Origin of the sequence: Kitasatospora purpeofusca (assembly GCF_000718025.1) — a bacterium.
Taxonomy (GTDB): domain Bacteria; phylum Actinomycetota; class Actinomycetes; order Streptomycetales; family Streptomycetaceae; genus Kitasatospora; species Kitasatospora purpeofusca.
In genome coordinates, this window is sequence record NZ_JODS01000005.1 from 275,095 (window position 1) to 288,365 (window position 13,271).

Below are 13,271 nucleotides of genomic sequence, written 5' to 3' on the forward strand. Positions count from 1 at the left end.
AGTGCCGCACGCCCTGCTGGTCTCCGGCTCGCTCGGCCAGGGCCACGACGTGATGGCCCGGGCCTGCGCCGACTCCCTGGAGGCGCGCGGCTGGACCACCAGCACGGTCGACGCGATGGCCCTGCTCGGGCAGCGCGCGGGCAACGCCGGGGAGGCGGTGTTCCGGCGGCTGCTCGACCTGCCCGGCGTCTACGACGCGTTCCACTTCTCCGCCCTGCGCCCCGGCGCCCGGATCGCCCTGCTCGCCGACGCGGCGGCCCGGCGACGGCTGGTGCCCGCCGTCGGGGCGCTGCTCGCGGAGCAGCGCCCCGAGCTGGTGGTCTCGGTGTTCGCCACCGCCACCTCCGCCGTCAACCGGCTGCGCGGCGACCCGCCCGCCTTCCGGCACCTGGTGCTCTGCACCGACGTCACCCCGCACCGCCTCTGGGTGCAGGACGGCACCGACCTGTTCCTGGTCACCTCCGAGGTCGCCGCCTGCGGCGTCCGCCGCTACCGCCCGGACGCCCCGGTGGCCGTCCTGCCCGCACCGCTGCGCGCGCCGTTCTACCACCCGCCCTCGCGCGCCGAGGCCAGGGAACGGCTGGGCCTGCCGCCGGACGCGGGTTGCGTGCTGCTGATGTCCGGCGCCTGGGGCCTCGGCCCCCTGGCCCGCACCGCCGCCGAACTCGCCGACGCCGGACCGCACGTGCTCGCCGTCGCCGGCAGCAACACCGAACTCGAACGCCGCCTGCGCCACGCCGCCGCCCGCCGCCCCCGCCTCCACCCCTTCGGCTGGACCGACCAGGTGCCCGCCCTGATGTCCGCCGCCGACCTGGTGGTCACCAGCTCCGGCGACACCTGCAGCGAGGCCCGCGCCCTGGGCCGCCGCCTCCTGCTCCTGGACGTCGTCCAGGGCCACGGCCGCGACAACCTCCAGCACGAACTGGAACTCGGCCACGCCGACGTCGTCTCCGCCCGCCCCGCCGAGGTCGTCCGCTCAGCCCTCACCGCCCTCACCCGCCCCGAACCACCCCCGTCGCCGGGCGCCACCCCGGACGGCTGGCGCACCGGCTTCGAAGCCGCACTGGAACGAGTCGGCCTCGCCTGACACCGCCCCCGCACACCAACGGGCCGCTACCCCCGATTGCGACGGGGGAAGCGGCCCCGTCCGCATCAGCCACCCCTGACGCCGTGGTCGCGCAGCGGCCCGAGGGTGAGGCCGCGGTCGTGGCAGTGGGCGGCGAGCAGGGGGAGGGCGGCGAGGGTGGCGCGCCAGGAGTCGGGGGTGGAGGTGCAGTCGGAGTCGTGGAGGAGGAGGGTGGCGCCCGCGGTGAGGTGGGGGCGGGCGGTGGCGAGCACGGAGGGGCCGGTGGCGCCGGGTTCCCAGTCCCGACCCCAGGCCGTCCACAGGACGGTGCGCAGGCCGAGGCGGTGGGCGGCCAGGGCCTGGCCGGCGGCCAGGACGCCGTAGGGCGGGCGGTACCAGCGCGGGGGCGTGCCGGTGAGGGCGGTCACCGCCTCGGTGGCGCGGCGCAGTTCGCGCAGGTCGCGGGCGGGGGCGGGGTAGTACTGGCGGCGGTGGTGCCAGCCGTGGACGGCGACCTCGTGGCCCCGGGCGACCAGTTCGCGGCCGAGGTCCGGGGAGCGTTCGAGCATGGCGCCGAGGAGGAAGAAGGTGGCGCGGAGGCCGAGGTCGTCGAGGGCGTCCAGGATCGGCGGGGTGCCGCGCGGGTCGGGGCCGTCGTCGAAGGTGAGGGCGAGGTGCCCCGGGGCGGTGCCGTAACCGGCGGTCCGGCGGGCCAGCAGGCGTTTGACGGGCGGCAGTCGGACGGCGGCCGGGGCGAGGTGGAGCAGTTCGACACCGGCGGCGGCGCCGAGCAGGAGGCCGGTGCCCCTCCGGGCCCTCACCCGAACCGGGCCGCCATCCGCCGGAAGAAGCCGGGGGCGGCGCCGTGGATCCGGGCCGGGAAGTCCAGCCAGTGCGGGAGGAAGGCGCGGTCGCGGTCGGTGGTGATCGCCGTGTGGACGAGGTCGGCGACCGCCTCGGCGGTGACGGGGCGGGGGCGTTCGCGCTGGTAGTCGGTGCCGCGGGTGGCGAAGAAGGGGGTCGCCACCGCCCCGGGGAGGATCAGCCGGACTCCGACGCCGGTGCCGCGCAGCTCGTACCAGAGGCTCTCGGCGAACATGGTCAGCCCGGCCTTGGTGGCGGCGTAGGCGGCCTCCTCGCGGACGCCGACCTGGCCGGCCATCGAGCCGAGCAGCACGATCCGGCCCCGGTCGCGTTCCAGCATCGCGGGCAGGAGCAGCCGGGCCAGCCGCAGTGGGGCGGCGAGGTTGACCTCCAGCATCCGGTCCAGGGTGTCGGTGGGGGTCTGGGCGAAGGGGCCGCGCCAGCCGAGGCCGGCGCTGGCGATCAGGGCGTCCACCCGGCCGGCGGCGGCGAGGGCGGCCTCGGCGAGGCGCTGGGCGCCGTCGGGCTTGGCGAGGTCGGCGGGGAGCGGGCGGCCGCCGGTGCGGGCGGCGACGGCGTCGAGCCGGGTCTGGTCGGTGCCGGAGAGCAGTAACCGCCAGCCGGCGGCGGCGAGCCGGTCGGCGGTGGCGGCGCCGATGCCGGAGGAGGCGCCGGTGACCAGGGCGATCGGCGGGTTTCCGGCGGGGCGCCGCCGGGGCCCTCGGGAGCGTGGACGGGTGTCGTCCGTGCCGTCCGTGGCGTCCTGGGTCATGGCACCTGCCGCTCTGTGCGCACCTCGCCGTCCGTTTTGTCCGGCAAATCACCTTTGCATGGCGGAGCCGTCCGGGCGACCCGGGTGGGGTCGGGGCCGGACGGCGCCGGGCCGGGCGGCAGGCCGATCTCGGACTCCACCTCCCCGAACCGGGACAGCACGAAGGTGCCGCCGACCGCCGCCACGAACCCGGTCAGCGCGCACCAGGCGTAGCCGGGCCTGGCGGTGTCGCCGAGCGCCACCACCCCGACCAGGGCCGGGCCGAAGGTCTCCGCCACCGTCCCGGCGGCGGTCACCGACGTCACCGTGCCGCGCTGGAGCGCCAGCGCGTAGGCGAGGTACCCGCCGAGGCCGCCCAGGGCCAGCCCGTACGCGGCCGGGTCGGTGAACACGTCGAGCGGCCCGGACACGTCGAGGACCCGGACGGCGAGGCTGGTGACCCCGAAGCCGACCCCCGCCAGCAGGCCGAGGCCGACCGCCGCCGCGTTCCCGCTGCGGCGGGCGAGGACGAAGGTGAGCAGCAGCATCAGCACGGTGGTGCCGAGCAGCGCCCAGTGGAAGGCGGCGGACGCGTGGTCGCGGCCCGCGTGCCCGGAGCCGAGGGCCAGCAGGGTCAGACCGGCCACCACGGCGGCGATGCCCAGCAGGTCGGCGCGGTGCAGCCGGGCCCCGAGCAGCCGGGCGGCGGCGAGCGCGGTGACGGCGAGGCTGGCGTTGGTGACGGCCTGGACCAGGAACAGCGGCAGGGTGCGCAGGGCGACGATGCTCAGTGCGAAGCCCGCGACGTCCAGGCCGGTGCCGAGCAGGAACCGCCAGGAGCGGAGCAGGGCGGCCAGCAGGCCGACCCGCACCCGGTCCGCGGGCGGCGCCTCCCGTGCGCCGCCCGCCTGGAACACCGAGCCGAAGCCGAAGCAGACGGTGGCGACCAGGGCGGTGGTGAGTCCGAGCAGCATGGCCCTCCCGGCGTCGGGGGCGCCCCGGGAGCCGGGGCCCGCCCCCAGTCTCCGCCGGGCCCGGCCGGGCCGCAGCGGGGAGGACCGCGATCGGCAGGGGTCAGCCCTCGGCCGGGCGCCCCGCGGCGGCGGCGAGCACGCCGTTGGCCACCGGCACCGCGAGCAGCAGGGCGATCGCGCCGATCAGCCCGGTCCCGGCGGCGTCCGGGAGAACGCGGTCCGCCACCGCCGCGACGACGACGGCCACCGCACCGAGGGCGGCCACGCCGGCCAGCACTCCGCGCAACCGGCGCGGCGGGCGCTTGCGGTCGTACTCGACCGCGACCCCGACGGCTCCGACGACGCTGAGGGCCCAGGGGAGGTCACGCAGCCATCCCTCCCCCAGCAGCAGCCACACCGCCAGACCGAGCAGACAGGCGAACAGGACGCCCAGGATCTCGGCCACCACCGTCGCCGCCACCATGTCCCGGACATGCATGTGTTCTCCCCCTCCGCCCGCCCCTCCCCGGAGGCTACCCCGGAAGGAGCGCGTACGGTACGGGGCCGAACGCGCCGCGTGAGCGGAGGCCGGGTGTTCCGGGGAGGAACGGTGGCGGCCCGGGACGGGCCCCTTACCCCGCGGGTACCGCCTCCGCGCGGCCCGAGCCCTCCGTGTGGGCGGGGAGGGTCGGCCAGGTGAGCAGCGGCAGCGGGCCGGGGTGGTGGTGGACGGCGTAGTGGTGCGGGGCCATCGCGGTCTCGCGGCCGGGGAGGGCGGCGACGACGGCACGGTGTACCTCGGCGGGGGTGAGGTCCTGGTCGGTGGTGGCGATCCGGGCGGTGAGCCGGCCGTCCTCGTAGCCGAGGTCGACCGCCGTCGCCCGCGCGCCGAGGGCGTCGGCGACCAGGGCGCGGACGGCCGCGAGGTCGATCCAGTCGGCTCCGATGCGCTGCCAGTCGCCGGTGCGGGTGGCGGGGCGCAGGCCGCTGAGGGCGGCCAGGTCGGTGAGCGGCAGCGGTCCCGCGGCGGCGGCCGCGAGGACGGCGGGGAGGGCGCGGGCGAAGCGCTCGGCGTCGGCGCGCTCGAACACCTGGGGGCAGGCCAGCAGGGCGAACTCCAGGCTGCCGGCGGTGCGCAGGATGTTGAGCATCAGGCGCACCGGCAGCGGCTGGTCCGGCAGCCACTGCACCTCGGGGTCGGCGGTGGGGGCCGGGCGGGCGCCGGAGATGGTCTCGGGGATGGCGAGGCTGAGGTCGTTGACGACGATCTGCCGGTTGAAGCGGGCGCCGCGGCGCTCGGCGACGTCCTCCACCAGCTGCCAGACCTTGTCGGCGTTGAGCGTGCTGTGCCAGTAGCCGGTGAAGGAGGCGACCTTGGTGCGGCCGATCAGGGCGTCCAGGTCGTCCTCCGCACCGGAGGGGCCGACCTCCAGGGCGATCAGGGCGTCCTGGGCCAGGGTGCCGATGTGGTCGGCGAGGGCGGAGCGCTGGCGGTTCGCCGACAGGGCCGAGATCACCAGGTCGGTGCGGGCGGCGCGGTGCGCGGCGAGAGCGGCGAAGACGGCGAGCAGCACGGCCGAGGGGCCGGCGGCGGTGCGGCGGCAGACCGCTTCGAGGTCGGCGGCGGCGGTCCGGGAGCGCAGCAGCAGGGCGGCCGTCCCCTCGGTCGGGCCGGGGGTCATGCCGTCGACGGAGAAGGAGCTCGACGGTCCGGTGGTGAGCACGCTCTCCCAGTGCTTGAGCGCGGCCGCGGTCTTGCGGCGCCCCTGGGGGCTCTGCTCCAGGGCGGCCAGTTCGAGCGGGGTGCGGGAGCCGGCCGGCGGCAGCTGCGCGCCGGCGGCGAGGGCCAGCCAGTCGCGGATGAGCAGGGTGACGGCGACGCCGTCGACCCCGGCGTGGCAGCCCACCACCACCAGCCGGTGGACGAGTCGCCCTTCGGTGAGCAGGGTGAAGCGCAGCCGCGGGGCGGCGGTCAGGTCGAAGGGCAGGGCGACGTCGGCCCGGCCCACCTCGTCGGCCAGGGCGTCGATCCCGGCGCCCTCGCGGTCGCCGACGGGGACCAGGGCGACGGTGAACTCGCCCTCGGCGCGCACCTCCTGGCGTTCGGGGAAGCCGTCCGCGCCGGGTCCGGGCGGGAAGACGGTGCGCAGCGACTCGTGCCGTTCCAGGAGCGCGCGCAGGGCGTCGACGGCGGTGGCGACGGTGGTGCCCTCGGGGACGGGCCAGACCGACTCGCGGTTGATCTGTTCGGGCCGGTCGCGCCCGATGCAGCGGAGCATGTTGTCCTGGCCGAGGGTGAGCGGGCCGGAGCCGCCGCCCACGCCGTGGAAGCGGGCCGTGATCAGGCCCTCGGTCTCGGTCACGTCGTGCGTCATCACGTCGATCGCGCCCTTCGGTTCGCAGGTCTGGGCGAGGTGCGGTCGGGACGCTACCAGCGGGGCGATCATGTGGTCCAGACCAGAAACCTGGGATGTCGGCGGGGCCTCGAAAAGTCTTGATGTTTCGTCAAGTACCTGACAGAGCAGGTCAGTTGCTCGGGGACCAGATCCGCCGACGGACGGTGGCCGGGCCGGGTCCGACGGCGGCCACCGCGGCCCGGAACGAGCCGGGGGCGGGCACGTCCTCGATCCGGCAGGGGCCGGGACCGAGCGCCCCGGGGTCGGCGAGCAGCAGCGGCGAGGGGCCGTCCAGCGGCAGCCCGAAACCCTGGACCAGCCGCCCGCCGTACGCCTTGACGCACGCCTCGCGGCGGCACCAGAGCACGGTGAAGCGCCCGGCCGGGTCCGGGTCGGCGGCGACCGACTCGGCCTCGGCGGCCGGGAAGTAACGCCGGGCCATCCGCACCGCGACCCGCGCGTCCCGGACCTCCTCGACGTCCACCCCGACCGCGCGCCCTTCGGTGAGGGCGACGGCCGCGAGGGCGCCGGAGGCGGAGTGGTTGACGGCGAGGCCGTCGATCCCGGGTTTGCCGTGCGGGCCGTAGTGCCAGCGCAGCCGTGCGGGGTCGCGGCCGAGCCGGGCTCCGGCGAGCAGGCGCACGGCGCCGTGGGCGACGGTGAACCGTCGCCCGAAGCGCCGGTCGGGACCGTCCGCGCGGGCGCGTTCGGCCGGGTCGAGCAGCTCGTACAGGGCGCGGACCACCGGCTCGGGCTGGTCGGTGGGGATCAGCCACACGTCGATCGGGTCCGGGCCGGTCACCGGAGCAACGGAAGCGGTGGGAGTAGCCGGAGCAGTGGCACCGGTGCCGGCCGGGGCCGCACCGGAGCCGGTCATGACGGCGGACCGGCGCGCAGGGTCAGGGTGGAGAGCACGCCGAGTCTCGGGTCGAAGTCGGCCAGCAGCACCGGCCGCCGTTCGGCCCGCCAGCCGGGCAGCCGCTCGGCGAGCGCCGACCAGAGTCCGGTGAACGGCTGGCCGGCGGGGACGCGGACGGCGTCCAGGCCCGGCACCTCCAGCCCGGCGGCGAGCAGGACGGCCGCGTCCTCCCCCAGCGCCTTCGCCTGCCGGCGGACCTCCTCCGCGACCGACTCGACCGACCCGACGGACCCGACGGAATCGTCCGGACCGACCGCCGCGCCACTTTCCTGACGGACCGTCAACTCCTCGCCCGGCAAGGTCTCGCAGACCAGCACGACGGCGCAGTGGCGGTCCGGCAGCGTGACCGGTTCGGGCGGCCGGTGGTGCAGCGCGGTCTGCTCGGCGAGCACGACCACCGCGCGCCGGGCGACGCCGGTCCGCTGGTACGCGAGGGCGGCGCGCAGCGCGGCGAACGCCCCGGCGGTGCCCTGGTCGCAGAGCGCGAGCGCGGTGGGCGTGCCCGCGCAGGAGCGGCTGAGCGCGAGCGAGGTGGGCGCGCCGGGCCGGATGTCGGGCGAGTCGAAGGCCTGGATCAGTACGTCCGCCGGCTCGTCCGGTCCGAGCGCCTCGGCGAGCAGGCCGGCGGCCAGTTCCTCGTAGGCGTGCCCGACCCCTTCGGCCAACAGGTCCTCGCGCAGCGGCAGGCCGTACGGGCGGACCAGGTCGGCGACGAAGACCCGCAGGTCGGGGTCGAGGGAGAGTTCGGAGCGGCCGTCGGCGTACCGCGTCAGCACCCGGGTGAGACCCGGGGCGGCGGGCACCGGTCAGTCCTCGGCGATGATGTGCGAGGCGACGTAGTCGGCCAGGTTGGTGACCGAGCGCAGGTCGTCCTCGGTGATCTGCTCGACGTCGACCTGGATGTCGAGCGCCTCCTCGACCTCGAGGATCAGCTCGATGGTGCCGGCCGAGGTGAGGCCGAGGTCGTCGAAGAGGCAGGCGTTCTCGGGGATCTCGAACGGGTCCCGCTTGAGGACGCGCGGGATCAGCTCGCCCAGGCTGTGCAGGATCCGGACGCGCAGCTCGGTGTCGGTGGTCTGGACCACTTGGTCGGACATGGGTAGGACCGTCCCGTCGTGCGTGGTGGAGTGGGGCGGAGCGGCCGAAGGACCGGCGCCCGGGGGAAGAGGAGAAGGACCGGGGAGGACGGGCCGACGGCGGGTCGGCCGTCCGGCGTCAGTGCTCGACGACCATGGCGGAGAAGGTCGCTCCGATACCGGCGGCCGCGACGAGGTAGCGGTCGCCCCGCTCGAGCAGCCCCCGCGTGGTGGCGGTGTGCAGATTGATGAGGCCGTCCGCAGCGAAACTGTGCCCCACCGACGTCACGTTGTCCAGCACCACCTTCCCGATCGGGAAGCCGATCCGGCGCGCGATCGTGCGCCAGGAGGCCTGGTTGACGTTGTGCGGGAGCAGCAGCGCCAGGTCGGAGAGGTCCAGACCTGCCTGGTCGAGGGCGGCCTCGATCGCCTCGACCATCACATCCGGGTACTCCCGCTGGTAGCGGGCCAGCAGATCCTGGTCCTCGGCCAGCCGGCCGTCGAACTCGGGGCGCTGGCGCACCGCGTAGGACAGCACCCGGTCGTGTTCGCCGTCGGCGCTGACCAGGCAGGCGGCCGCGCCCTCGGCGAAGATGCCGGTCTCGGGCACCACCTGGGCGTCCTTGGTGAAGGTCTTCTCCCCCGTGAGCACCAGGGCCAGCGCCCGTGGGTCGGGTTCCTCGGCGAGCAGGCGCCCGGCCAGGTCGACGGCCAGCAGGCCGACGGCGCAGGCGTGGTGGGTCACGGTGAAGGCCTGGGCGTGGCCGAGGCCGTAGCGGTGGAGCAGGTCGTGCAGGGGGTTGAGCGGGTAGGGCACGGCCACCGGCATGCTGCGCGCGTGGATCACGAAACGGACGTCCCGTTCGCGTCCGCGCAGCTCCGTCAGGGCGTCGACGGTGGCGCCGAGCAGGTCGGGCAGCTTCCCGTCCGGGTCCAGTCGCAGCTGGTCCAGGCCGTGGAAGCGGCGGAAGAGTCGAAGTTGACGTGGGGTCAGGCCCAGTCTCTCGCCCACTGCCTCGATGGGCACGGTGTGGTGGGGGAGGTGGACGGCCACTGCCTCCAGTGCGGTCACGCGGGCTAGTATTCCCACGCCCGACGGGTCCGCACAAGTGATCTCGGGCGGTTGCGGCGCACAGTCCGCACAGCTCACCCCACGGAACGCGCAGGCCCAGTGCCGCCGTCCCCCCGCCCCCGCGTCGTCGAGCCGGTGGAGTCCCTGATGAACGATCGTGAACGTCCCGTCCCCGTACCGCCGGTCTCTCCGGCCCTGGTCGCACTGCTGGCGGAGGCCGCACAGGCGCCGCCCGACTGGGCCGCCGGCGTGACCGGGCAGTCCCGGCTGGACGGGGACCTGCTGCTGGACGAGACCGAGCTCGCCGCACTGCACGAGGGCCTGCGCCGGAGCTTCGGCCCGTCGGTGGACCTCGCCGCGCTGCGGGCCGGCCTGGACCTGGACGCACTGGAGGCCCTCACCGTCGCCGACGTCGAGCGGCTGCTGCCCGCGGAGGACACCCGATGAGCCGCTTCCTGCTGGTGGTCCCGCCGCTGACCGGGCATGTCAATCCGACCGTGGGCCTGGCCCGGGAGCTGGTGGCACGCGGCCACGAGGTGGCCTGGACCGGCACCGAGACGGCGCTGCGGCCGCTGCTCGGGCCGGACGCGACGGTGTTCGGCACCGGCACCCGGGCGTTCCGGGCGCAGGGCGGGCACGGGCTGGCCGCCGTCCGCTCGCTGTGGGAGGGCTTCATCGTCCCGTACGCGCGGTTCACCACCAAGGCGCTGGACGCGGCGGTGCGGGAGTTCCGGCCGGACGCGCTGCTGGTGGACCAGCACACCCCGGCCGGGGCGCTGGTGGCGCACCGGCACCGGCTGCCCTGGGGCACCCTGGCGCCGGGGGCGATGGAGCTGGGCCGGCCGTTCCGGGAGCTGCCGCTGCTGGAGGAGTGGATGACCGGCCTGCTGCTGGGCCTGTGGCGGCGGGCCAAACTGCCCGAGGAGGAGTACGTCGACCCGCGCTTCTCCCCCGCCCTGGTGCTCGCCTTCACCGGCCCCGCGCTGACCGGCCCCGAGCCGGTTCCCGCGCACCATGCCGCGGTCGGGCCGGTGCTGACGGACCGGCCGGCCGATCCGGAGTTCCCCTGGGAGCGGCTGCTGCCGGGGCGGCGCCGGGTGCTGGTCACCATGGGCACCCTGTCCGGCGAGCTCGGCGCGGACTTCCTGGCCCGGGCGGTGCGGGCGCTGGAGCTGTGCGGGCCGGACGTGCAGCCGGTGTTCGCGGCACCCGGCGAGCTGCTGCCCGAACTGCCCGGCCACGCGGTGGCGGTGGACCGGGCGCCGGTGCTGGAGCTGATGCGGCGCGGGGTACTGGACGCGGTGCTGTGCCACGGCGGGATGAACACCGTCGGCGAGGCCCTGGTGCACGGACTGCCGCTGGTCACGGCGCCGATCCGGCACGACCAGCCGTTCGTGGCGGCCCAGGTGGCGGCCGCCGGCGCGGGACTGCGGGTGCCGTTCGCCCGGGTGACGCCGGATCACCTGGCGGCGGCCCTGCGGAGCGTGCTGGACGAACCCGGCTACCGGTCGGCGGCCGCCCGGGTCGGGGCGGAACTGCTCGCCGGCGGCGGGGCCGCGGCGGCCGCCGACCGGGTGGAGGCACTGGTCACACCGGGTGCCCCTCGGGCCAATCCATTGGTCTAGGCCATTGTTTCCGGGGTGCCGGAACCCCTAGGGTGGCCCGCAGCACCACTTCCCAGGTGTCCCGCGCGCCGCCTTCCGGCGCCCCGGCAACCCCATCCCCGCACGGGAGTTCTGGTTGATCGAGACCAAGGGGCTCAGCAAGTCCTACCCCTCCAAGAAACGCGGCCAGCCCCCCGTGGACGCCGTCCGAGGCATCGACCTGGACGTCGCTCCGGGTGAGATCTTCGGCTTCCTCGGCCCCAACGGCGCCGGGAAGACCACCACCCTGCGGATGCTCGCCACCCTGATCCGCCCCGACGGCGGCGAGGCCCGGATCGCCGGGGCCGACCTGTTCGCCGACCCCGCCGAGGTCCGCCGCCGGATCGGCTACGTCGCCCAGGGCGGCGGCACCACCGACGCCGTCACCGCGCGCGAGGAACTCGTGATGCAGGCGCGGCTGCACGGCACCGGCAAGGCCGAGGCCCTGCGCCGCGCCGACGAGGCCCTCCAGGCCTTCGAGCTCACCGAGTTCGCCGACCGGCCGTGCCGCACCTACTCCGGCGGCCAGCGCCGCCGGGTGGACATCGCGCTCGGTGTCATCCACTCGCCCAAGGTGCTGTTCCTGGACGAGCCCACGGTGGGCCTCGACCCGGCCAGCCGCGGCCACGTCTGGACCGAGATCCGGCGGCTGCGCGACGAGGGCATGACCGTCGTCGTCACCACGCACTACCTCGACGAGGCCGACGCGCTCTGCGACCGGGTCTCCATCGTCGACCACGGCGGCATCGTCGCCGAGGGCACGCCGGAGACGCTCAAGCGCGAGATATCCGGCGACGTCGTCCTCATCGGCCTCGGCGCCGGCGAGGCCGAGCGGGCCGCCAAGGCCCTGCGCGAGCAGCCCGGCCTGCCGGAACTGCACCGGCTGGAACTGCGCGACGAGGACGGCCTGCGGCTCTACCTGGACGACGGCGCGGCCGCCGTCCCGCACCTGCTGCGCGCCCTCGACGGGGCCGGCGTCACCACCGGCACCGTGCAGCTGCAGCGCCCCAGCCTGGACGACGTGTTCCTGGCCCGCACGGGCCGCTCCATCGAGCAGTCCTGACCCTCACCTCCGAACCCCGAGGAGGGGCTCCGATGAAGCTCGCCCGCGACACCTGGCTGGTCTTCCAGCGCCAGCTGCTGCTGATGTGGCGGACCCCGATCTGGATCGCCGTCGGCGTGATCCAACCGATCTTCTACCTGCTGCTGTTCGCACCGCTGCTCAAGCAGGTGCTGGCGCCGATGGGCGCGACCACCTACGCCGAGACCTACCAGATCTACGTGCCGGGCCTGTTGGCGGTGCTGTGCATCTTCGGCGGCCTGTACACCGGCTTCAGCCTGCTCGGCGAACTCAAGGCCGGCATCATCGAGCGGGCCCGGGTGACCCCGGTCAGCCGGCTCGCGCTGCTGCTCGGCCGGGCGCTGCGGGAGACCGTGGCGCTGCTCGTCCAGGCGGTGATCATCACCATCATCGCGCTGCCGTTCGGCCTGCGGGTCGGCCCGCTGAACCTGCTGCTGGCCTTCCTGCTGATGGGCCTGCTCGCGCTGATGACCTCGGCGATCTCGTACGGGATCGCGCTGGTGCTGCCGGCCGACGAGGCGATGGCACCGGTGGTGAACACCCTCGCCCAGCCGATCGCGCTGCTCTCGGGGGTGCTGCTGCCGCTGGCGCTGGCACCGATGTGGCTGCAGTCGATGGCCAAGTGGAACCCCTTCTACTGGGCCGTGGAGGGCATGCGCGCACTGTTCTCGGGCCATGTCGGGGACAGCGCGGTCTGGCAGGGGCTGCTGGTGGTCGCCGTGATGACGACGGCGGCCGTGTACTGGTCGGCCCGGCTGTTCTCGACCCGGGTGCGCTGAGCGGGCGCACCGGATCGGCGGACCCGCGAGGGACGGACAGCCGGAGAGACAGGCAGACCGACAGCGAGACAGTCGGACGGGAGGCGGGCGGGCCGGGCCGGAGGGGATCCGGTCGGCCCGCCTCCCGGCGTTCCCGCGCCGGGGCCCGTTCGTCGCCCGGGCCGCCGCCCGTCCACCACCTCGTCAACACGGTTCGGAGAGTGATCTGTTGTCGGGGCGGACCCGGCGGCCCTATGGTCGGGACCGGTCGATCGTCCGTTCGTCAGGAGGAACCCGCATGAGCCCCCGGTCCGAGAACACCCCGGCCTCCGCCCGGCGCCGCGGCACCCGCCTGGCCATCGCGGGCGGGGCCATCGCCGCGCTGCCGGTGGTCGGCCTGCTCGCCGCGACACCGGCTTCCGCCAAGCCGCCGATGAAGATCGTCGCCGCCAAGCCCCCCGTCAAGGCCGTCGCGGCCAAGCCCCCCGTCAAGGCGGTCGCCGCCAAGCCGCCGGCGAAGATCGCCGCCGCGAAGCCCCCGGTCAAGGCCGTCGCGGCCAAGCCCCCCGTCAAGGCGGTCCCTGCCAAGCCGCCCATGAAGATCGTCGCCGCCAAGCCGCCCGTCAAGGCCGTCGCGAGCGACCCCCGGGCAGCCCGGGGCAACTGACACCCCGCCCGGAACCCACCTGCCT

The 13,271-nt window shown here is 75.6% G+C and carries 15 protein-coding genes; 6 read left to right on the forward strand and 9 right to left on the reverse strand.

Annotated features, from left to right (window positions below; genetic code table 11):
* Position 1 precedes the first annotated feature (1 nt).
* Entirely contained in the window at positions 2 to 1,087 is a 1,086-nt protein-coding gene (locus IF01_RS0111140) for an MGDG synthase family glycosyltransferase (RefSeq protein ID WP_030393174.1), read from the forward strand.
* Positions 1,088 to 1,152: 65 nt separating this feature from the next.
* On the opposite strand, the gene IF01_RS0111145 is transcribed toward IF01_RS0111140, so the two are convergent.
* From IF01_RS0111145 to IF01_RS0111185, 9 genes are all read right to left on the reverse strand, one after another.
* Positions 1,153 to 1,887, reverse strand: a complete 735-nt coding sequence (locus IF01_RS0111145) for a polysaccharide deacetylase family protein (protein ID WP_051755161.1) — start codon at positions 1,885 to 1,887, stop codon at positions 1,153 to 1,155.
* Entirely contained in the window at positions 1,884 to 2,702 is an 819-nt protein-coding gene (locus tag IF01_RS0111150; protein WP_078879872.1) for an SDR family NAD(P)-dependent oxidoreductase, read from the reverse strand. The genes IF01_RS0111145 and IF01_RS0111150 overlap by 4 nt, the downstream gene beginning before the upstream one ends.
* Positions 2,699 to 3,655: a DMT family protein gene (locus IF01_RS0111155; protein WP_051755164.1), complete on the reverse strand. Its 957-nt coding sequence runs from the start codon at positions 3,653 to 3,655 to the stop codon at positions 2,699 to 2,701. Before IF01_RS0111155 ends, IF01_RS0111150 begins: the two co-directional genes overlap by 4 nt.
* A 100-nt stretch (positions 3,656 to 3,755) precedes the next feature.
* On the reverse strand, positions 3,756 to 4,133 hold the full coding sequence (locus IF01_RS0111160) for a hypothetical protein (RefSeq protein WP_030393178.1): 378 nt from the start codon (positions 4,131 to 4,133) through the stop codon (positions 3,756 to 3,758).
* Positions 4,134 to 4,266: 133 nt separating this feature from the next.
* Positions 4,267 to 6,081, reverse strand: a complete 1,815-nt coding sequence (locus IF01_RS0111165) for a condensation domain-containing protein (RefSeq protein WP_051755165.1) — start codon at positions 6,079 to 6,081, stop codon at positions 4,267 to 4,269.
* Between the two features lie 79 nt (positions 6,082 to 6,160).
* Positions 6,161 to 6,832, reverse strand: coding sequence for a 4'-phosphopantetheinyl transferase family protein (locus IF01_RS41590; RefSeq protein WP_051755168.1), 672 nt, complete (start codon positions 6,830 to 6,832; stop codon positions 6,161 to 6,163).
* 71 nt (positions 6,833 to 6,903) lie between these two features.
* Entirely contained in the window at positions 6,904 to 7,752 is an 849-nt protein-coding gene (locus IF01_RS0111175; RefSeq protein ID WP_030393181.1) for a hypothetical protein, read from the reverse strand.
* Positions 7,753 to 7,755: 3 nt separating this feature from the next.
* A complete protein-coding gene (locus IF01_RS41595; protein WP_051742758.1) occupies positions 7,756 to 8,046 on the reverse strand; it encodes an acyl carrier protein in 291 nt (96 codons plus the stop codon).
* A 118-nt stretch (positions 8,047 to 8,164) separates the two neighbouring features.
* On the reverse strand, positions 8,165 to 9,097 hold the full coding sequence (locus IF01_RS0111185) for a 3-oxoacyl-[acyl-carrier-protein] synthase III C-terminal domain-containing protein (RefSeq protein WP_030393183.1): 933 nt from the start codon (positions 9,095 to 9,097) through the stop codon (positions 8,165 to 8,167).
* 147 nt (positions 9,098 to 9,244) lie between these two features.
* Here IF01_RS0111185 and IF01_RS0111190 point away from each other — a divergent pair, with 147 nt between their 5' ends.
* The 5 genes from IF01_RS0111190 to IF01_RS41600 all read left to right on the forward strand — a co-directional run bounded on the left by IF01_RS0111190 (position 9,245) and on the right by IF01_RS41600 (position 13,246).
* Positions 9,245 to 9,544, forward strand: a complete 300-nt coding sequence (locus tag IF01_RS0111190; RefSeq protein WP_157855198.1) for a hypothetical protein — start codon at positions 9,245 to 9,247, stop codon at positions 9,542 to 9,544.
* Complete coding sequence (locus IF01_RS0111195; RefSeq protein WP_030393185.1) at positions 9,541 to 10,722, forward strand: glycosyltransferase; 1,182 nt, start codon at positions 9,541 to 9,543, stop codon at positions 10,720 to 10,722. Before IF01_RS0111190 ends, IF01_RS0111195 begins: the two co-directional genes overlap by 4 nt.
* 115 nt (positions 10,723 to 10,837) lie before the next feature.
* Positions 10,838 to 11,803 carry a daunorubicin resistance protein DrrA family ABC transporter ATP-binding protein gene (locus IF01_RS0111200; RefSeq protein WP_030393186.1) on the forward strand — a complete coding sequence of 322 codons (966 nt, stop codon included), beginning with the start codon at positions 10,838 to 10,840 and terminating at the stop codon, positions 11,801 to 11,803.
* Positions 11,804 to 11,835: 32 nt separating this feature from the next.
* Complete coding sequence (locus IF01_RS0111205) at positions 11,836 to 12,600, forward strand: ABC transporter permease (RefSeq protein WP_030393187.1); 765 nt, start codon at positions 11,836 to 11,838, stop codon at positions 12,598 to 12,600.
* Positions 12,601 to 12,877: 277 nt separating this feature from the next.
* Positions 12,878 to 13,246, forward strand: a complete 369-nt coding sequence (locus IF01_RS41600) for a hypothetical protein (RefSeq protein ID WP_030393188.1) — start codon at positions 12,878 to 12,880, stop codon at positions 13,244 to 13,246.
* Positions 13,247 to 13,271 lie beyond the last annotated feature (25 nt).